The sequence below is a fragment of the Flavobacterium pedocola genome (genome assembly GCF_053764385.1).
Window position 1 is genome coordinate 24,226 of record NZ_JBSNCR010000004.1, and the last position, 20,702, is coordinate 44,927.

The window sequence follows — 20,702 nt, forward strand, 5'->3', positions numbered from 1 at the left end:
GATTATGGCAGTAGTAATTACCATGCCGCGTTTGAGCGACACCATGACCGAAGGTGTAGTGGCAACTTGGTTAAAAAAAGTAGGAGACGTAGTTAAAGAAGGTGATATCCTTGCAGAAATTGAAACGGACAAAGCCACTATGGAATTTGAATCGTTCAACGCAGGAACCCTTTTGCATATTGGAATTCAGGAAGGAGAATCCGCTCCGGTAGATTCACTTTTGGCTATCATCGGACAACCGGGTGAAGATATTTCAGCTTTGTTAAGCGGAGGTAGCGCACCGGCACCTAAAACAGAAACTGCACCGGCAGCAGAAACGAAAGCAGAAGCTCCGGCAGCTGCAGCAGTTGAAATTCCAGCTGGTGTGAAAGTGGTTACCATGCCGCGTTTAAGTGATACCATGACCGATGGAACAGTAGCAACCTGGTTGAAAAAAGTAGGCGATGATGTAAAAGAAGGTGATATCCTTGCAGAAATTGAAACGGACAAAGCCACTATGGAGTTCGAATCGTTCAATGCAGGAACCCTTTTATACATTGGTGTGAATGAAGGACAGACTGCTCCGGTAGACAGTATTTTGGCGATCATTGGTCCTGCAGGGACAGATGTTTCCGGTATTGCGGCCAATTTTAAAGCAGGAGGCGCTGCTGAAGCTCCAACCCGAGGCACAGCCGAATCGAGCGAAGCTAAAGCGGAAGTGAAAACAGAAGTGGCTGCAACGGCAACAACACCAGCAACAAATGCGGGCGGACGAGTATTTGCTTCTCCGTTAGCAAAAAAAATAGCACAAGACAAAGGAATTGATTTATCGCAAGTGAAAGGTTCCGGTGAAAACGGCCGTATCGTGAAAAGTGATGTGGAAGGCTTTACACCAGGAGCTGCTGCACAAACAGCCGCTGCTTCAGCTGCTACAACTGCTGCGCCTGCTGTAAAACCATTCGTTCCGGCTGGAGAGAAATTCCAGGAGGAAATCAAAAATTCACAAATGCGTAAAACGATTGCACGTCGTTTGGCAGAATCAAAATTCACCGCGCCACATTACTACTTAACTATTGAAGTAGCCATGGACGAAGCGATGAAATCAAGAGCAGTAATCAATACGGTGCCGGATACTAAAGTGTCGTTTAACGATATGGTAGTGAAAGCCTGTGCGATGGCACTTAAAAAACATCCGCAAGTAAATTCACAGTGGAGAGAAGATGCTATGATCATCAACCACCATGTGAATATTGGTGTAGCCGTAGCGGTGGAAGACGGATTAGTGGTTCCGGTATTGAATTTTACGGACCAGATGAGTTTGTCTCAAATCGGGGCTAACGTGAAAGATTTAGCTGTAAAAGCTAAAAACAAAAAACTGACGCCGGCAGAAATGGAAGGTAGTACTTTCACGGTTTCCAATTTAGGAATGTTCGGAATCCAGTCGTTTACTTCAATCATCAACCAGCCGAATTCAGCTATTTTATCCGTAGGGGCTATTGAAGAAAAACCAGTGGTAAGAAACGGACAGATTGTAGTTGGCAATACCATGACCGTAACATTAGCTTGTGACCACAGAACCGTGGACGGAGCAACAGGAGCACAGTTCTTACAGACGTTGCGTCAATATTTGGAAAACCCTGTAACGATGTTGGCGTAAGCCCGTCGTTTTTAATAAATTAAATCCCGTTTTGAAATTCAGGACGGGATTTTTAGTATTTTAGATTTATGAACAAAAACATTATCATCACCGGTACTTCCAGAGGAATAGGCTACGAATTAGCATTGCAGTTCGCGTCTGCTGGGCATCAGGTTTTGGCCGTTTCGCGTAAAATCCCGCAAGGTTTGTTGGGGAATGCGAACATCAGTTGTCTTTCCGTGGATTTGTCTGTTGAGGAAGATTTAAACAAAGTTGCTGATTTTATCGGCTCGACCTGGAAAAAAGTTGATGTCGTGATTCATAATGCCGGTTCCCTTTTGAACAAACCTTTCGGGGAAATCTCTTCTGAAGAATTCGAGAACGTGTACAAAGTGAATGTTTTCGGAGTGGCAAATTTAACACGCGTTTGCTTGCCTTACTTTCAAAAAGGAAGTCATGTGATAACTATCAGTTCCATGGGCGGCATTCAGGGGAGTATGAAATTTCCGGGCTTATCGGCCTACAGTTCCAGTAAAGGAGCGGTGATTACGCTTTCGGAATTGTTGGCGGAGGAATACAAAGAGCAAGGGATTGCCTTTAATGTGCTGGCTTTGGGCGCCGTGCAAACCGAAATGTTGCAGGAAGCGTTCCCAGGCTATGAAGCACCGATTTCAGCCAAAGAAATGGCAGATTATATTTTCAATTTTGCCTTAACCGGAAACAAATATTATAACGGAAAAGTGTTGCAGGTTTCTTCAACCACCCCATAAATAATGAGCGACGTCCTTCTTAAATATCTGCCCGAACACGCTGTTCCGCCTTGTTTTGAACTGATCAAAGCCTATGATGTGCATTTGAAGATCGTCAACGAGCGCGTGACCCGTCATGGTGATTACAGAAGACAGCCGGACGGTTCGCATCAGATTACGGTCAACGCCAGTCTGAACAAGTACCGTTTTTTGATGACTCTGATTCACGAAATAGCCCATTTGGTGGCCTTTGAGAAATACGGCAGAATGATAAAACCCCACGGAGACGAATGGAAGCTGACCTTTCAAAAGCTAATGGTGCCGTTTTTGCGTCCAGAGATTTTTCCCAGCCAGTTGTTGCCTTTGCTGGCAAGGCATTTCAGAAACCCGAAAGCAAGTAGTGATACCGATGCGACGTTGTCTTTGGCCTTGAAACAATTTGACCCCGTTAGCGATAAAAATTATATCTTTGAAATTCCCTACGGAAGTACGTTTAGAATCCATAATGGGAAAGTGTTTAAGAAAATTGCACTTCGAACCAAACGATACGAATGTATTGAAGTGAATTCGGGCAGGATTTACCTGTTTAATCCGAATGCGGAAGTGGAATTACTGCCAAGCTAATCATAACTTTGTTACTCAGTAACACAGAAACAATGAACAAGAATTATTATGCCATAATTATGGCCGGTGGAGTGGGATCCCGCTTCTGGCCTGTGAGTACAACTGAATTTCCAAAACAGTTCCACGATATGTTGGGAACGGGCGAAACTTTAATTCAGAAAACGTTCAGTCGTTTGTTGCAACTGATTCCGAAGGAGAATATCATCATTCTTACCAATGAAGGGTATAATGATATTGTTCTGGAACAATTGCCGATGATAAAACAAGAGCAGATCGTTTTGGAGCCCGCTATGCGAAATACGGCACCCTGTATTTTGTATGCCTCCCTAAAGATAAAAAAACAGAATCCGGATGCCGTAATGGTGGTGGCACCAAGTGATCACTGGATTGAAGATGAGGTACAGTTTTGTGCCAACCTTCAGCGCGCCTTCGATTTTTGCGAACGTGACGAAAACCTGATGACGTTAGGTATTTTACCGACGTTTCCCAATACCGGTTATGGCTATATCGAATACGATAAATTAGATTCAAGACCGATAAAAAAAGTGAAGCAATTTCGCGAAAAGCCGGATTATGCGACTGCGCGTAAGTTCATACAAAGCCGTAATTTCCTTTGGAACGCCGGGATTTTTGTCTGGAGTGTGAAAACGGTTTTAAAATCGTATGAAGAGTTCCAGCCGGATATGTATGCTCATTTTATGAACGGGTATGAAATGTATAACACCGAAAGGGAGGGTTCGTTTATTCAGGACAATTATCCGTTAGCGCAAAACATTTCTGTCGATTATGCCATTTTGGAAAAAGCACTGAATGTTTTTGTATTACCGGCTACCTTCGATTGGAATGATTTGGGCACCTGGGGATCACTTTACGATAAATTACCGAAAGATGAACAGGATAATGCCGTAGTCAACGCAACCGTAATACTGGAAAATGCATCTAATAATATAATTCGTACAGAAGGAAAAAAACTGGTAGTGGTGGACGGCCTTCAGGATTTTATTATAGTCGATAAAGACGATGTGCTGTTGATTTATCCAAAAGGGAAGGAACAAGAAATTAAGAGGATAACTGCGATGGCCAATGAATTGAAGTAGTTTACCCCAATCTTATGAAAAAAGCCCTTGCTTTCCTTTTTATTTTTGTTTTTTGCAATCTGTCTTATTCACAATTAGCGGATTTTACATTGCAGCTAAACGTAACCCATGAAACCTGCAGTGGAAACGGCGCACTTGGTTTTGTTGTAAGCAATACAACACCAGGAGCCACTTTAGTGTACAGCGTTTACAGATTACCTGATGTTACGACTCCTATAACGGTTACAAGTGCCAACAGTCTTACAGGGCTCGTTTCCGGAAGTTACAGGGTTATAGCGACACAATCGTTAGGGGCTGAATCGAATTCCCAGCTTAGGGATGCGGTGATAAATAACTTTGTGGCCCCGCTTCAATACAATTTGTCTTCCAGAAACGTATTATGTGGTAACGATGGTGGTATTACCGTGAATGTTACTCATGGAAATGCGGTCAGTTATGAAATAATTTCAGGTCCCATGACTTTTCCGATGCAGGTATCTAATCAGTTTGCCGGCCTGACTACCGGAACGTATCAGGTACGCGTTTACGATTCCTGCGGGGATGCCATAGTACGAGATGTAACCATTACAAGGCCTTCCATCCCGAACCTTATTATTAACGGGTATCTTCCCCATGATTTTACTTGTACTACATTAGATGTTATTATAGGAATAGCAAGCGGTACTATGGATTTTCAGAATATAATAGCCTATCCGCTTCAGGTGGAAACAACAGTATTTCCGCCTTCCGGACCGCCGGTTGTCAATAATCAGGTAATCAATTCAGGTAATCTTATTAATGAACAGCTTACGGTTCCCATTGCCTTTTTTCCGGATCAGCCGTATTCCTTTAACCTTAAGATTACGGATGCCTGCGGTAATGTGTATCAGCTTAACAATAATCCGATTGCTATTGAATTGGACATGGAAATTCATGAAGCGATATTGGCCTGCGGCAAAAAAATGATCGTGAATCCTTTAAATTACGTAGCTCCTTTTACGGTAACTTTTGTATCCGCTCCTGCGGGGTTTAATCCGGCCACTTTTAGCAGCATTCATCCCGGACCTTATACAGAGCCTGCCGAATACGGAAATACTTTGGTTGCGTATCCGGAAGGTGATTATGTGATTCAGATTACAGATGCTTGCGGACGAACCATAACCAAAAGTTTTACAACGGCTATTTTGCCTCTGGAATTTACAATACAGGAGTATTATGAAGATTGTGTGAAGAAACTTTCAGTGGAAACAGCCGCGCCAGTTCCATTTACTGTTGAGTTTTTATCGGCTCCGGCAGGTTTTGTTCCTTTGGTTTTTAATCCGTCACATCCGGGACCTTTTTCTTCTCAGGCAGAATATTTCAATCTTTCGATACCTTATCCGGAAGGAACCTATGTGATCCGGATTACCGACGAATGCGGGCGGGTGGCAGAAGAAACCTATACCACGATCCCATTGAGTCAAACGCTTAACATCTTTAACAGTCCGGGTTGTGAAGCAGGATTTGGTTCGATTCTTCTAAGAACTCCGGAACATTTTCTGAACGTTTATATTGACGCAGCGCCTCCGGGATTTGCATCAGCATTGCCTTTGAATGTCAGTCAGAATATTACTGCTGATGATCAATTCTTTTCAATGAATTCTCTTCCGGCCGGTACTTATACGTTTCGTTATGTCGATACCTGTAACCGTAGCTGGAATCAAACCGTAACCGTAACCGGCTATCAGGTCAATACAAGTGTGGTAAATGTGACGGAGCATTGCAGTTCTTTTGATCTTCAATTGAATTTTTCGTCCAATTCATCCGGTGGTACTTTTTGGCTGCAAAAATATTTTCCGCTAACCAACAGTTGGGGGAATCCACAAACCGGTGTTTCGGGAGGACCGACTGGTTCCCTGAATGCTATGTGGTTAAACAATAACACCAATAATGTCAATTTCTATTATTTTGGGAGGTTTAGGGTTGTAAGTGTTTTTAGTGTGTTTTCCAATGGGGATACTCCTGACGGTTTCTGTGAAAAAGTACTTTATGAATTCGAATTTACTAACGGGCCCAGAATCGGGAACGTGTATGGATATGCTTGCGCGAATAGTTTGTCAGATGTTATCGTAGAGGCTTTCGGAGTCGCTCCTTTACAATATAGGGTCACTACGAGAAACGGATTGCCTTTTGCCCTGAATAACGGAAATTCCCCTTTGTTTACAGGATTGACTACCGGGGTTTATAATTTCCAGGTGGAAGATGCCTGCGGGAATATTTTGAACAGGATATACGATGTGAGTACGCCGGCGAGTTTTAGCATTTCGCCCAATAATTTGTGTGACGGGCAAACCGGTTCACTTTCCGTGCCTTATTTTTCGTTTTTGAATTACCAATGGTGGAAAGATACCAATACCGGCACAATACTCAGTACAACGAATGTTTTGACGTTTCCTAACTTCGCTTCCGCTTCGGATTTCGGGACGTATCATGTCAGGATTACCAATCCGGGCAATCCAACTTCCTGTATGAATCTTGTACTGGATTACACCGTTTCAAACGACTTGCAGACTCCGAACGCCGGAACTGGTAACAATGTGATCCTTTGTGGGGCACAGACGACGCTTAATTTGTTCGACTATTTGATCGGGAGTTACGATACCAATGGAGAATGGAGTGAGGTTTCTTCAAGTGGTATGTTGACAGGAAATATCTGGAATGCTGCGAATTTGCCTTTCGGAACTTATACTTTCAAATATAGGGTAGACGGGTTGTGTGCTGCTTTTGATGAATCAATTGTACAGCTAGACCTAAGGCCGATTCCGCAACAACCGGTGGCTTCAGGGGATGCGATAACGTGTCAGGGCGGGACGCTGCATCTTTTTGCTTCGGATATTCCCGGAGTGACTTACCAGTGGACGGGGCCTAACGGTTTTGTTTCTTCAGACCAGAATCCAGTTATCGACAATGTGAGTATTGCCAATCAGGGAACCTATACCGTAAGTGTTTTGCAAAATGGTTGTACCTCCGAATCGGCCAGTATTACTGTTACCGTGGAAGTGCTTCCGTCTTTTGTTGTCAAGAATGACTGTCAGGGCAACCAAACCTATCTTACGGCCTCGCCGGAAAATGATTTGGCATCGTTTGATTATTTCTGGACGTTGCCGGACGGGACGATCATTCAGAATACCAATCCAATCAATATAACGGGGAGTGCGGTAGGCAGTTATGCTTTCACGATTACGAGTCCTAACGGCTGTACGGTGGTTTCGCCTGTGGAAGTGTTTTGTACCCAATGCGGTATTCCGAAAGGTGTTTCGCCCAACAACGACGGTGCCAACGATACTTTCGATCTTTCCTGTCTTACCGGAATCACTAAGGTTACTATTTTTAACCGTTACGGGGTAAGCGTTTATGAGAAAGATAATTATAGTGATGAATGGGACGGAAAAGATTTTAAAGGACGTTTGTTGCCCACAGCCACCTACTATTATGTAGTCAAGTTTGATACAGGGGATGTAAGGACCGGCTGGGTATATCTTAACTACTAAAAATAAAAAAGGAATCGTTTTAGGATTCCTTTTCTGTTATAATTTGTCGGCTCTGTTTTGTGCCTTACGAACCTTTTTGAACAATTCCGAAGAATACACGAAATCCACTATGGCTTCGTTATCGGTTTTGAAGATTTCTTTTTTAGTGCCTTCCCAGGCCAGAACACCTTCTTTCAGGAAAACGATTTTTTCACCGATTTCCATTACCGAGTTCATATCGTGCGTGTTGATTACGGTAGTGATGTTGTATTCTTCCGTAATTTCCTGAATCAGGTTGTCGATCACCACAGCGGTTTTCGGATCCAGACCGGAGTTCGGTTCGTCACAGAATAAATATTTCGGGTTGTTTACGATAGCACGCGCAATCGCCACACGCTTCTGCATACCTCCGGAAATTTCGGAAGGCTTCTTTTTGTGGGCGTTTATCAATTTTACACGGTCGATTACAAAATCCACACGTTCCTGTATTTCTCTCGGGTTTTTGTTGCTGAACATTTTCAGCGGGAAACCGATATTTTCCTCTACGGTCATCGAATCGAAAAGCGCACTCCCCTGGAATACCATCCCGATTTCGGTACGTAAGGTTCTTTTATCGTCATCGCTCATGTCGGAATAAATCCTGCCGTCAAAAGAGATGGTTCCTTTGTCTACTTTATGGATGCCTAATAAGCTTTTAAGCAAAACCGTTTTTCCCGAACCGGACTGCCCAATGATCAAATTGGTTTTTCCGGTATCGAACGTGGTGCTGATTCCTTTTAAAACTTTCTGATCACCGAAAGACTTTTCTACATTTTTTACCTCAATCATCTTCTTATTTGCTTAAAAGTAACTGTGTTAGGATATAATTCATTAGAATGATAGCAACCGATGTCCAAACGAAAGACGTCGTACTCGCTTTACCTACCTCCAATGCGCCACCTTTCATGAAATAGCCGTGAAAAGACGGGATGGTGGCCAGTAAAAAGGCAAAACAAATTGTTTTTATAAACGCGTAGGTTACATGGAAAGGAATGAATTCCACCTGAAGTCCGGTCTGAAATTCACTGCTGGTAGCGAACCCTCCGTAAACACCTGCGATCCATCCGCCTAAAATCCCTAAAAACATACTCAATCCGATTACGAACGGGTACAACATCAGGGCAACGATTTTAGGGAATACCAAATAATTCAGGGAATTTACACCCATTACTTCCAAAGCGTCAATTTGTTCAGTAACACGCATAGTCCCGATACTCGAAGTGATAAAGGAACCTACTTTACCGGCCATGATGATGGAAATAAAGGTAGGGGCAAACTCTAAAATCACGGATTGTCTGGTGGCAAACCCGATCAGGTATCTTGGGATTAACGGATTGGTCAGGTTCAAGGCCGTCTGGATCGCCACAACCCCGCCCACGAAGAACGAGATGAACGCCACAATGCCTAAGGAGCCGATCACTAAGTCGTCAATTTCCTTCATGATGAGTTGTTTCATCATCGACCATTTGGTGGGCTTGTTGAAGACTTCCTTCAACATCAAAAAATATTTTCCTATTTGGGAGAGATATCGGATCATAGTGCTAAATATTTAGCGAAAATACGAAAATTGTTATGAGTTAGGCTTGTGGTTTGGGAATATTTTGCGGGAAATAGAGTTGGATTTATTCCTGTGGGAATGAGGTTTTTCATTCAGGTTCAGCACTTTGGGATTTAACATCAGGGAAGGAGAATATTTCTTCCAAAAAAGGGTTTATTTGTTTTTTAAGTGGTAATTTTATGGTTATCAAATAGTTATGTGTGGATTATTTGTTTTGCCCTGTGATGTGCTCTGATTTTTGCCCCATGAAAAAGGAGATGAAGTAGTAATTTAAAATCAGAAAATATGGAAACAAACAAACCCTCATACGAAGAATTAGCCCAACTGGTGGCGGAATTGCGGGAAAGACTGCGAAGCTTGACTGCGTCTGCTCAATCACAATCGGATTTGGACAGTCCTAACAAAGAAAAAGCATTGGCAGATAAAGCCATAAAAGCTGAACTCGTCGCTATTTTTTTACAGCAAATACAGTTGCCGCTGGATACCATTATCGGTGTGGCCAATCTGTTAAGCAATCCCAATCTGGATTTTGAACAACGCAACAATTTTGCAGAAATTATTAAAAGCTGTACCGGTGAATTGCGGGGCATACTTTCTGAATTTGCCAGTTATACAACCTCCCAGTCCGAAAAAGAAACGGTTAATACCCAAAAGGTTTCCCTAAACGAGTTGTTGGATGAATTGAAAGTTAAGTTCATAGGACAGGTTTTGCATAATAATCTGGGGCTTCGTTTTATTAAAGGGTTGGCTGACAGAGAAGATGCCGTTATGACCGATGCTGCCATGATTTCTCAGATCTTTACCAATTTGATGAACAATTCCTTAAGATTTACCAGTAAAGGGTACATTGAAATCGGTTACCAGGTAGAACATAACGAATTGATATTTTATGTGAAAGACACTGGTATTGGACTGGAAAAGGATTTGAAGGATAAACTGTTGCGCTCGGACTTTAAACTCGATAAGGTTTCCGATGGCGCAGGTAGTGCAGGTTTGGGGCTTTCCACCGCTAAACATTATCTGGATTTGTTAGGAGGATCGTTGCATGTGCAATCCGAAGTGGGTTTCGGGACTGTTTTTTCTTTCAAAGTTCCTTATCAGCCGGTAGTGGATCAAACAAAATCCGAAGCGCCAAGAAAAACCATCAAAGTACTGATAGCCGAAGATGAGGAAATCAGTTACCTGTTGCTTAAAAGTTTGCTTGAAAAAGGAAACGTAGAAATCATCAGAGCCAAAAACGGTGAAGAAGCCTACTGGATTTATAAAAGCAATCCGGATATCAATCTGATCCTTATGGATTTACGAATGCCGCAAGTTGATGGCTATACCGCTGCGCAACTCATTAAAAACGAAGCACCGGAAATTCCTATTATAGCACAATCCGCTTATGTTTTGGATGAAGATAAGGGGAATTACGGCAAAGCGTTTAATGACTATCTGTCCAAACCCATCAACAAAAAAGAATTCCAGCAGGTTTTGGATAAATACATTGATGTCGCGTTTTTGAATTGAATAGGAAATAATTCCAATACTAGATCAGCAAAGAAGTTTTACAAAAAAAGCCTCGTGTAATCATGAGGCTTTTTATTTTATAAGTATCTGAAAACTGCGACTGCGACTGTGACCGCGACTGTGATCGCGACTGCAAACTAAAACAATTTCTCCTTCATCTTCTTCCAGCGATACTTACGGACGAATTTCGCCTGTTCCGGGGTTACCAGCATGGTTTTGTTTTCCGATTTTGCTTTCCAGAAGCCTTTCAGGTAATCCAGAAACAAAAGCGGTTTGCCTTTGCGCATCGCCAGTTTTAAGGAAGCAATAGCGGTGATGAAAAAACCGTAACCTAAAGTATAAAACGCTTCGCCCTGTTTGTAACGCGAGGCTTGGTTGTAATTCGCTCCGGTGGGTTTTAAGTGCTTTACTTTTAAGGATTCATCGGTTACTACTTTCCAGTTGTGGAATTTGCATAACAATTCGTCTACTGTGTCCCAGCCCATAGCTGGTTTTAATCCGCCAATTTGTTCGAAGCACGCTTTTCGGTAGGCTTTGAACGCGCCGCGGATGTGGTCTTTATCGGTTAAATTTTCCAGTATCCATTCGTTATTCTTCTCGATGTAAGCAAATCCGCCCACCATTCCGATTTGGTCATCACTTTTAAAATGATTGATGATGGTTTCGAAATAATGCTCCGGGAAAATCAGATCGGCATCGGCTTTTACAATAAGGTCATAATGGTTATCCAGGGTTTCAAAGCCTTTCTGAAACGCCTGAATCACTTTGCTTCCGGGCAAATGAATCGCATCCGAGGTTTTGTTCACCAGGGAAATCCAAGGGTGTTTTTGGGCAAATTCCTGAACAATCTCCGCCGTACTGTCCGTAGAATTGTCGTTCACCACGACCACTTTAGCGGGTAAAACGGTTTGCTTTACCAGCGAATTCAGGGTCAGGGCCATGAATTTTTCTTCGTTATGCGACGGTATTACGATGTAATATTTCATAATTGTACAAAAGTAGTGTGTAAATATCTTTATTTTTGTGGGATTAGAAAAATTACACGTTGGAAAAGAAACGATTTGCCTTTATAGAGATGGAAACCCATTCGGCCTTGCTGGAGCAGTGGTATTTCCTGTTGAAAGCGATGGAGCAAGTCGAGTTTGAGTTTTTCGTACATGAAAAAGTGTTGCAGAAACTCAGCAGTATCCCCAGAGAGAAGATTACGGTCGTACACACCGTTTCGGAAATTCAAATGGCTGGTTTTGATGCCGTTGTGGTGAATACGCTTCACCGTAATTTTCAGCAGTATAAAAACCTGTTTGAGCAAAAACCCGTATTGTGTCTGGTGCATAACCTTAATTTCAGCCTGTTTCTGAAAACCATCAACTGGCGCAATATTTTCAGGGAAAAAGAACGCTTTACCTATTTTCTGAAATTGTACCTGAAAGAAAAGGTAGGGAAGCATCGAAAAGTCTTTTTAAAAGCAAGCCAATTCGGGGTATTGTCCCAAAGCTTGTATGATGAGGTAGCCCGTCACGGAAAGCATACTGCCAAAACGCAGATGGTACAGATGAGTTACTGCAAATCCAATACGTTTCCACTATCGGACAGTATCAATATCGTAATGCCGGGCAATGTGTCCAACCGACGAAAAGATGTGGCGCTGTTGTTCTCGATTTTACCGAAACTCCAACCGAAGGCAAAACTTCATTTCACCTTTTTAGGGAAACCGGAAAATGAAAACGTATTGCAACAACTCGAACAATTGAAAACCAAATGCGCGGCCGATATTTCCCTTACCCATTACCAGCAGTTCATCCCGTGGGAAGAATACAGCCGGGTGATTGCCAAAGCCCATTTGTTGTTGTGCCCGATAAAAGAGCATACTTCCTTTTATTGGGTGGATGAACGTTACGGCAGCACCAAAGTGAGCGGGAGTGAAGCGGACTGCATTTACAACGGAAAAATCGGTTTGTTCCCAACCTCGTACCCGAAAATGAACTGGCACAACCTCTACTATGAAAGCGCTTCGGATCTGGAAGCGATGCTGAACAACCTGACCATAGCACAACTTTCAACAGAATACGAAAAACTGCAACCCTATTTGCAGCAATATACTTTTGATAGCGTAAAAACTAATTTAGAAAACCAATTATTGGCCTTAGCCAATTCCAAATAAAATGCTGAAATTTTTAATCAAAATGGCCTATCAGTTCTGGCCGTCGTTATACAAAAAGCGTTATTACAAAACACTGGATTCGCTTTCCACCGGGAATTATAAATGCGAACCGGAATTACTGTACATTCAACAAGTTTTGAAACAAGATTCGGTTTTCATAGACATCGGAACCAACAAAGGGATTTATCTGTATCAGGCAGAGAAAGTTATCAAAACCGGAAAGATAATCGGCTTTGAACCGAACAAGAGTTTAGTGAATTACATCAAACCGTTGTTCCCAAAAGCGGAAATTTTTCCTTTGGCAGTGTCCTCGCATTCCGGAACTGCCGTGCTGAACATTCCTAAAAAAGCAAACGGGTTACAAGACACCCGCGCCTCTTTGGAAGCAATGGGAGAAGATGTGGAGAAAGTTGAAATCCAAATGGTCGCGCTGGACGAATTCGCCAGAGAAAAGCAGCTAACAAAAATCGACGTAGTAAAAATCGATGTGGAAGGCCACGAATTCGACACCGTAAAAGGCTGCGCGGAAATCCTGAAAACGATTAAACCAATCTTCATCATCGAAATCGAATTACGCCACGCCCATTATCCAATTAAAGACATCTTTGATTTTATCATCGGCTTTGGTTACGAGGTGTTTTACTTCGACAGAAAATCATTGAAGACCGTTCCGTTTGATTGCAACCAAATGGCGGAGTTTCAAAAAGACGAGTATCTGAACGATTTTAATCGCTATATTAACAATTTCATTTTTATTCCGAGAGAATTATAAGTTATGAATTATGAATGGGAAAAGTCTTTAAAATAAAGTTGTGATCAATGAGTGAAAATATTGTTAAGACTAAGAGTTTTCAATTGGCAATAGAAGGCGTTGCATTGTATAAAATTTTGGTTGAATCTAAAAAAGAATATGTGATGAGTAAACAGTTTTTGCGTTCTATAACATCTGTTGGAGCGAACGTTCGCGAAGCGGTTAATGCGCAATCTAAAGCTGATTTCATTCATAAGCTATCTATTTCTCAAAAAGAATGTGATGAAACGTTATATTGGCTTGAATTAATGAAAGCCACGGAGTATTTATCGTATGATGAATTTGTAAATATTCATACGCAAACCAGCGAAGTTTTAAAAATTATCAGAAGTATAATTATGACCACAAAGAAGAGCCTCATTCATAATTCATAACTCATAATTCATAATTTTTATATGAGCGTAGTCGCCAGACAAAGTTTAAAATACAGTATCGTAGGCTATTTCAGTACGTTGATAGGTATCCTCTCGACAGTATTCCTGTATCCGAACGATTTGGACTTTGCGGGGAAGATTCAGTATATCTTGCCTACCGCTTTGCTTGCTTTACCCTTGGTGACCTTTGGCATCATGCACGCCAATGTGCGCTTTTATCCGAAAATGGAGCAGTCGCAAAACCAGCATAACCTATTGAAGTATTCGATTTGGTTCATCCTCCGGAATTTTGTGATCGTTACGGTTTTGTTCTGGGGGTTGTCTTATTTTATTGAGCAAATCCGGGAGACCCAGTTTTACGCCTTTGGGGAATACATTTTTCCGGTGATGCTGTGCTTGGCTCTTATTCAGTTGTTTTCGCGCTTTATTTCGATTAAAAAACGAATTGTGGTGCCTAATATCTTCGAAAACGTTTTCCCGAAACTGGGCTTGATTTTCGCTTTTGGCGCTTTTTTCTTTTTAAAAGTGAAAGCCACTACGGCGATTTGGATTGTAGTGTTGTTTTTCGTGTTGGCATTAATCGGCATGTTCTTTTATGTGCAGCGTTTGGACCGATTCACCGGCAAGACGTCCTTCGCCTTCCTGAAAGAAAACAATTTCCAGAAAGAACTGATGCAATACTCGTTCTACACCTTCTTCGGAAGCTTGGGTTCCATCGTAGCACTGAACATCGACGCCTTCATGATCGGGGAATTCATAGACGATTTCTCTCAATTGGCCATTTACAATACTTCCGCCAATCTGGTTAGGATGATTACCGTTCCCGCGTTAGGCGTGTACACCATTTCAGCTCCTATCATCGCAAAATATATCGAAGAAAATAACATGGCCGATTTAAAAGCCTTGCACCACAAAACGTCGTTCTATCTGTTCACCATGGGCGCCGTACTGTTCGGGCTGGTCGCCTCCGGAATCGAAAACCTGTTCTTCCTGATGAAAAACGGCAGCCAGTTAGCCGAAGGTCTCCCGGTAGTTTATATCCTTGGTTTAGCCTTGTTATTCGATTTAGCCACTGGTTTCAACGGCTACATCATCACAAATTCCAAATACTACAAATTCAACAATACGACCACCATCGCCTTGGCGCTGTTAACCATAGTAAACAACCTGATTTTCCTGTTGATTTTCAAAATGGGAATCACCGGTGTGGCCATCGCAACCTCTATTTCCTTAACGGTCTACAACCTGATTAAAATTATCTTCAATTACCGCAAGTTCGGTGTGCATCCTTTTAGTTCAAAATATCTTTATGTTTTAGGGCTTTTAGTTGTAGTGCTTATCGTCGGACGTGTTTTACCGGATTTTGAGAATAAGTTTGTGACGCTTTGCTACAAACCTATAATTGCTTTTGTGATTTTTGCCTTCGGCAATTGGGTTTTTAGGATTATTCCGGTTCGGGAGGTGTTGCCGAAGTCGTTGTTTAAATAATTTTTTACCGGGGCGGTGGCTGAGGTTCTCGAAGTCACGTGTTGTTTTCTATTGTCATTGCGAGCGCAACGAAGTGGATGCGTTTACCGTCATTGCGAGTGGAGTGTAACGGAGCGCGGCAATCTTATGTTGTTTGCCTTTACTTAAAAAACAATTTTCTCATTGAATGTTTTCTTTTTCTTTTGTCTCGACACAAACCTTTAGGTTCAACGAATACCAAAACAAAATAATTTCCATGAGTTAAAAGAAACAAAAAATACTCAAGTGTTATTTAGCCTAGGGATTTCGTGAATCTTCGATTTCAAGACTTGAACGCTTCACCTAAAAATTTAAAGCGCTTCCTAAAATCTCCGAACTCTCTCGTTGTACACAACGAGATCAAACAGCGGATAATTCTTAACGGAATCACTTTAAATTTTCTTAACGGTTACGCGTTCTAGGTCGTTTCGCCTAGAGGGACGTTTTGTTTTAGTACTTCGTTTGTTGTTCCTAAGGAACGTTTGATAGTACGGATTGCAAATCCGCGCTATCGGGTTATTTTTCTATCCCCGAATCTTTTATAAAATCACCAAGACGATATTTTTTAAGGTCCTCATATTTTAAGCTGCTATAACCTAAGTTCATTTCCTTAATGATTTCATTTTCTACAGACATTAAAAATTCAACCATTTTCTTTGGATGAGGAATTCCTTTCGGATAATCTCGCTCGACAACATAAATATAGTTTTCTGATAGTACTGAACTAAAAAGTATGTTCATTAGATGATTAAAAGTCAGTATTTTATTTTTAAGAACTCCATTTGGTAGATATGCATTTGTGAGAACCTCTATTCTGGTTCCAACTTGTTGAATTTTATCTTTGTTAATGAGTTTTTTTAGATGTTCTAAGTCTTCTTCGAATCTTTTTTCTAAGTCTTCAGTTTCTTCGTTGTTTTTTCTTTTGTTATTAATGTCTTTTAGATCATTTAGAAGCATCCATAATCGCATATAATGTTGAGAAATGTACAAAAGACCCTCTGAAATTTCTTCAAGCTTTCCAATTCTTATCTGCCTTCTGTTGTTTTTCGTTCCCATATAAATAGAAAAAATGGATATTAATATAGCGATTATTGGTAATGTTATTTTGAGTGTTTCCATGAGAAAATGAGATGAGTTCATCGCTGACATTCTGTTACTTTGAGTTTATATAGATTTAGTTTTGCTTTCAACCCTCCACTTACTAAAAACCGTTGCTGACTGCAGTTGTTAATGTTCTATTTGCGTGAAAAGGAGCTCGAAATAATTAGATCTCATTTCACTTGAAGTTTGAATAATCGAAAATTTGGCAATACTTGATTTTGCCTTCGCTATATTATCTTCGATTGCTTTAGCAGAATTATCATTAGAAAATGCCATAACATACTTAATGTTTTTGTCAAAAAGTTCAAGGAATTTCTTTTCAGAGTCAATCGAATTTGATTGCTTTTTCTTTATAAGAGAATTGTAGCATTTTTTTAAATACTGTTTTTCTTTGCTAGATCTAGATTCTTCAACTCTTCGAGCTGAAAGAATAATTTGATTTTGTAATTCCCTCATCGACGAATCAAAGCCTCTTTTTACATGTATTAAATATACATTTCGTTCGTCATATTTTATTATATCACAAAGCTCAATGCCGCTGATGGCTATTGTGTCGAATACTAAATAATTTTTTAGATTTTTATACAATAAGTTGTATTTTTTTTCTGTATTCTCCTTTTTTAAGTTCCATTTTTTTGGAAGCAATGAATTTGGCGCTTTAAAATTTTTTAATACTCTTTCACAATTTCGATTAAGATCTTTTAAAAAAGAATCTTGTAAAAAATACCAGTTATTATCTAAAAGGAAAATTGGCTTTTGATTTATCTGAAATTCAGTATTAAAATGATGAAGGAACATCCCAGAACTCAAGTTTTTTCGAACACCGATTTTGTAACTCCGGATCCGTACACCAAACAGGAAATATTTAAATGTGTCAATTGTAACATTCGCTCCAAATCTATCTATAGCGCGTGAAATAACATGATAATAAATCTCGTTTCGATCAATTACTTTCTTAAAGGTGTTATGCTTTTTTTCATCATCTAATTCAATAAGTTCGAAAAAATCTGCTTCGTAAAATTCTTCTAGTTTGGATGGATGGCAAAATTCAAAATGAAATTTGTTTACCGGATTAATCGTAGAGCGTAGGGTATTGTTTATATCGTTAAATATTGTTGTGACGAGATTTTCAATTAATGTATTCTCAATTAAGTTATAATCTGTTATTTTTTCATAAGTAGTTAGGTAATCCTTTTTGTCGAGTTCTTCTATGAATTTTAATTCTTTTATAACTTCTAGAAGATCAGGGAATTCGATTACTTTTCGAAATTTAATTGAGTTAGATATATGAATTTGAATATTATTAGAATCTCGCTTCAGTGCTTCAAAGTAATTGTTCTCATCGTTGTTAAGTTTAACGCTAATATCCGTTGGAACAGTGCCAAACTTAATATGGTCGATAAGCTTAAAATTACTTTTATAGTGGTTGGAGTTGACAGCAATTTTACCGGTGATGTTTCGAGTTCTGATACTTAACAATTCGTCATTTTCAGGATCCAAAATTCTTGAGTAGATGTTGATGCCAAAATCATCCTCAATATATGTTTGAATGTATCGAAATGCATTACCACCGATTATACAATATAAATGATTTTGAAACTCAATAAAAAATAATAGAGAAACTTTTTGTTGATTGAAATCTGCATCTTTAGTGAAATTTGTTGGAAAAAAATTTATCCATTCAGATTGTACATCTTGCGTTTTATAAATATATAAGAAAAACCATAAATTATTTTCCTCATCGATTTCAACTTTGTAGTCGTTAGTGGTTAATTGGAACTTGGGATCTGTTTTTAATCTTGATATTCGAACGATTGCTTTGCAGATTTCTTCTGTATCCGAATAAGATTTTAATAATCTTTGCGATTTATTTATTTTGTAGATTTTCGGGTTTACCTTCATCGTTAATCAAATAATTGCAGCCAACTTGTAGATTTGTGTACTTAAATATTATTTTTCAGATAATAAAAATTTAATACAATGCAAATCCTTCAAACCTAACCATAAATAATTACTTACACAATCACCAAATTAGGTGATTTTTCAAAAAAACAGTTATGTTCCTAAAAAAAATATTCACTTAAAACAGTTCGCAATAGTCTTAAAAAAAACTACAACTGTTTGGTTGTAGTTTTAAGTTTTATTCTTTGTGGGCACGGATTGCAAATCCGCGCTATCGGGGTGTTAGAGTAAATTAATTACTGAGGAATTTGTATTTTATATCGACCAATTTTTTGTTTGTTTATTTTGGTTCTTTTAGACAAAAAAGTTGCATTGCTATTTGTTCTAATTTCTTTCAAGATTCCTAATTTTCTTAATGAGGTTACTTCTCTGTCATATGTATCTCTGTCAGAGGTGTTAATTGCTCTATAGATGTCAAAAGGGCTAATCTCTTGGGATTTCATGCCAAGTATTATTATTCTTTTTTGTAATGGACTTATTTCTAATTTTTTGAACATATTTATAAAAGCTTCTTCTGAAGCACTAAAAATTGATTTATTGTTTAGAATTATGGAAAAAGAATTATTTTGATTTAATAATTCGGGTTTTTCCATTTCTTGAGAATGCAATAAAGTGAAAATCCTTTTTAGTCCTTCTCCTAATTCCCTAACAATTTTATTTTCACGAAGGACTCTAGCTGTTAGTGTATTTCGAGACTCGTGATGGCCTTGTAATTTTTTTAAATCTTCTATATTTATCGTAGAAAGTAGTAAGCCTGGACTTTTTATTTCCAATCTATCATTAAAAATAAATACATCAATTCCATTTTGTATTGTATAGTCCCTATGTGTAATTGCATTAACCAAAGCTTCTCTTACAGCTTCTTCGGGATATATGAACTTTTGTTCAAATTTAGCTTCAGAGCCAAATTCTGTTTTATAAGCTAAGAATGGTCTCAGTTTTTCCCAGGCAGTTGTTAGTAAATAAAAAATGTTTCCAGTTACTATTTCATCGTTGATTACATTGTACTCTTTTCCACTTTTTAGTTCATTGCCAGCAATTTGCAGAATTCTGATTTGACATCTTGCGTGCCATTTTGTAATGTCCTTGGCAAAAAGCAATAATGCCGCTTTTCTTAGTTTTAGTGAATTTACTTCAAATTCCGCTAGACCTGTTTGTTGTAAGTAATATTCGGCACTAAGGCCAGATATATATGAATTAGACAAACTTTGAATAAACGTCGAATCTAAGTCGTTAACTGTAGCATCGTAGCAAAATTCTCTATCATATACTCTAGATTTTATCTCATTTCTTTCAAACTGTATTTTCGAAAAGCTAATAGGAATTGTTTCTTTATCTTTTCTACAAACACATCTGCCATCCGAAAGTTGATATATTTCATCTACACCTTTTGAAACAGAAAAAAATAAAATACTTTTCCCGTGAATATAATCTAATCTAATCTCATTTTCCATAGAAAGTTTTGAGTCTGAATGAATATAAGATTTATATCCTTTTAAGAGATTTGAAATTTCTTCATCATTAAATGGTAATCCAGTAACATATCCATTGTCCTCTACTCCAATCAATATTGAGCCTCCGTCAGCATTTGCAAAAGCAACTAACGCTTCCGCTATGTATTTGTTTAATTCTTTAATAGATCCTGGCTTTTTATTATCATTAGGTCCTTGATAGGCAGATTTAAATTCTCTAAAATGTGATTCTCCCAAAGTTAGTATGTTTTTTACTCTTTCCTTTAATGTTAAAATCTCTTCCATGATTAAGTGTTGTTTTTCTATGATATTTCTGATAACAGTTATAATGTCTACAAGACATCTTTAGCAAACTTTTCAAACCTAACCATAAAAATTTACTTACACAATCACCAAATTAAGTGATTTTGTAAAAAAGTTTAATTGGGTTGTAAAAGCTGTATGAAATAAAGAGATTGCCGCGCTCCACTTCGTTCTGCTCGCAATGACGAGAGTAAGTGTGGCTTCGAGAGCCTCAGCCACCGGGGAGTATAAACAAAATGCCCATCAAACCACTCCCGACCTAAAACGCGTAACCGTTAAGAAAAATTAGAACACTTGCGTTAAGAAATATCCGCTGTCTGACCGGAGGGA

16 protein-coding genes are annotated in these 20,702 nt (G+C 39.4%); 10 read left to right on the forward strand and 6 right to left on the reverse strand.

The annotated features are described in order from the left end of the window. The first annotated feature begins 4 nt into the window (after window positions 1-4). The 5 genes from ACWPKD_RS09975 to ACWPKD_RS09995 all read left to right on the forward strand — a co-directional run bounded on the left by ACWPKD_RS09975 (window position 5) and on the right by ACWPKD_RS09995 (window position 7,594). Entirely contained in the window at window positions 5-1,636 is a 1,632-nt protein-coding gene (locus ACWPKD_RS09975) for a pyruvate dehydrogenase complex dihydrolipoamide acetyltransferase (protein ID WP_455412545.1), read from the forward strand. Window positions 1,637-1,704: 68 nt separating this feature from the next. Further along, a complete protein-coding gene (locus tag ACWPKD_RS09980) occupies window positions 1,705-2,385 on the forward strand; it encodes an SDR family NAD(P)-dependent oxidoreductase (RefSeq protein ID WP_455412546.1) in 681 nt (226 codons plus the stop codon). A 3-nt stretch (window positions 2,386-2,388) separates the two neighbouring features. Then, complete coding sequence (locus ACWPKD_RS09985) at window positions 2,389-2,988, forward strand: SprT-like domain-containing protein (RefSeq protein ID WP_455412547.1); 600 nt, start codon at window positions 2,389-2,391, stop codon at window positions 2,986-2,988. Window positions 2,989-3,020: 32 nt separating this feature from the next. Beyond that, complete coding sequence (locus tag ACWPKD_RS09990; RefSeq protein ID WP_455412548.1) at window positions 3,021-4,085, forward strand: mannose-1-phosphate guanylyltransferase; 1,065 nt, start codon at window positions 3,021-3,023, stop codon at window positions 4,083-4,085. A 14-nt stretch (window positions 4,086-4,099) separates the two neighbouring features. Further along, window positions 4,100-7,594, forward strand: coding sequence for a T9SS type B sorting domain-containing protein (locus ACWPKD_RS09995; protein ID WP_455412549.1), 3,495 nt, complete (start codon window positions 4,100-4,102; stop codon window positions 7,592-7,594). A 36-nt stretch (window positions 7,595-7,630) separates the two neighbouring features. Here the strand turns inward: ACWPKD_RS09995 and ACWPKD_RS10000 are convergent, their stop codons facing one another. Beyond that, window positions 7,631-8,401: an ABC transporter ATP-binding protein gene (locus ACWPKD_RS10000; protein WP_455412550.1), complete on the reverse strand. Its 771-nt coding sequence runs from the start codon at window positions 8,399-8,401 to the stop codon at window positions 7,631-7,633. Between the two features lie 4 nt (window positions 8,402-8,405). Continuing rightward, window positions 8,406-9,149, reverse strand: a complete 744-nt coding sequence (locus ACWPKD_RS10005; RefSeq protein ID WP_455412551.1) for an MlaE family ABC transporter permease — start codon at window positions 9,147-9,149, stop codon at window positions 8,406-8,408. 306 nt (window positions 9,150-9,455) lie between these two features. On the opposite strand from ACWPKD_RS10005, the gene ACWPKD_RS10010 reads away from it, so the two are divergent. Beyond that, complete coding sequence (locus tag ACWPKD_RS10010; protein WP_455412552.1) at window positions 9,456-10,682, forward strand: ATP-binding response regulator; 1,227 nt, start codon at window positions 9,456-9,458, stop codon at window positions 10,680-10,682. A 137-nt stretch (window positions 10,683-10,819) separates the two neighbouring features. Here ACWPKD_RS10010 and ACWPKD_RS10015 read toward each other — a convergent pair whose 3' ends face one another. Next, window positions 10,820-11,668: a glycosyltransferase gene (locus tag ACWPKD_RS10015; protein ID WP_455412553.1), complete on the reverse strand. Its 849-nt coding sequence runs from the start codon at window positions 11,666-11,668 to the stop codon at window positions 10,820-10,822. Between the two features lie 59 nt (window positions 11,669-11,727). Here ACWPKD_RS10015 and ACWPKD_RS10020 point away from each other — a divergent pair, with 59 nt between their 5' ends. Genes ACWPKD_RS10020 through ACWPKD_RS10035 form a run of 4 tightly spaced genes read left to right on the forward strand, consistent with a single transcriptional unit; the run spans window position 11,728 to window position 15,516 of the window. Beyond that, entirely contained in the window at window positions 11,728-12,843 is a 1,116-nt protein-coding gene (locus tag ACWPKD_RS10020) for a hypothetical protein (protein ID WP_455412554.1), read from the forward strand. A 1-nt stretch (window position 12,844) separates the two neighbouring features. Then, window positions 12,845-13,615 carry an FkbM family methyltransferase gene (locus ACWPKD_RS10025; RefSeq protein WP_455412555.1) on the forward strand — a complete coding sequence of 257 codons (771 nt, stop codon included), beginning with the start codon at window positions 12,845-12,847 and terminating at the stop codon, window positions 13,613-13,615. A gap of 47 nt (window positions 13,616-13,662) precedes the next feature. After that, the gene (locus ACWPKD_RS10030) at window positions 13,663-14,028 is read left to right on the forward strand and encodes a four helix bundle protein (RefSeq protein ID WP_455412556.1); all 366 of its coding nucleotides are present in this window, start codon (window positions 13,663-13,665) and stop codon (window positions 14,026-14,028) included. 21 nt (window positions 14,029-14,049) lie between these two features. Then, on the forward strand, window positions 14,050-15,516 hold the full coding sequence (locus ACWPKD_RS10035; protein WP_455412557.1) for a lipopolysaccharide biosynthesis protein: 1,467 nt from the start codon (window positions 14,050-14,052) through the stop codon (window positions 15,514-15,516). A 534-nt stretch (window positions 15,517-16,050) separates the two neighbouring features. On the opposite strand, the gene ACWPKD_RS10040 is transcribed toward ACWPKD_RS10035, so the two are convergent. The 3 genes from ACWPKD_RS10040 to ACWPKD_RS10050 all read right to left on the reverse strand — a co-directional run bounded on the left by ACWPKD_RS10040 (window position 16,051) and on the right by ACWPKD_RS10050 (window position 20,354). Continuing rightward, complete coding sequence (locus ACWPKD_RS10040; RefSeq protein WP_455412558.1) at window positions 16,051-16,683, reverse strand: hypothetical protein; 633 nt, start codon at window positions 16,681-16,683, stop codon at window positions 16,051-16,053. A 78-nt stretch (window positions 16,684-16,761) separates the two neighbouring features. Then, on the reverse strand, window positions 16,762-18,537 hold the full coding sequence (locus tag ACWPKD_RS10045; RefSeq protein ID WP_455412559.1) for a DUF6119 family protein: 1,776 nt from the start codon (window positions 18,535-18,537) through the stop codon (window positions 16,762-16,764). Window positions 18,538-18,833: 296 nt separating this feature from the next. Next, a complete protein-coding gene (locus ACWPKD_RS10050) occupies window positions 18,834-20,354 on the reverse strand; it encodes an ATP-binding protein (protein WP_455412560.1) in 1,521 nt (506 codons plus the stop codon). Between the last annotated feature and the right edge of the window lie 348 nt (window positions 20,355-20,702).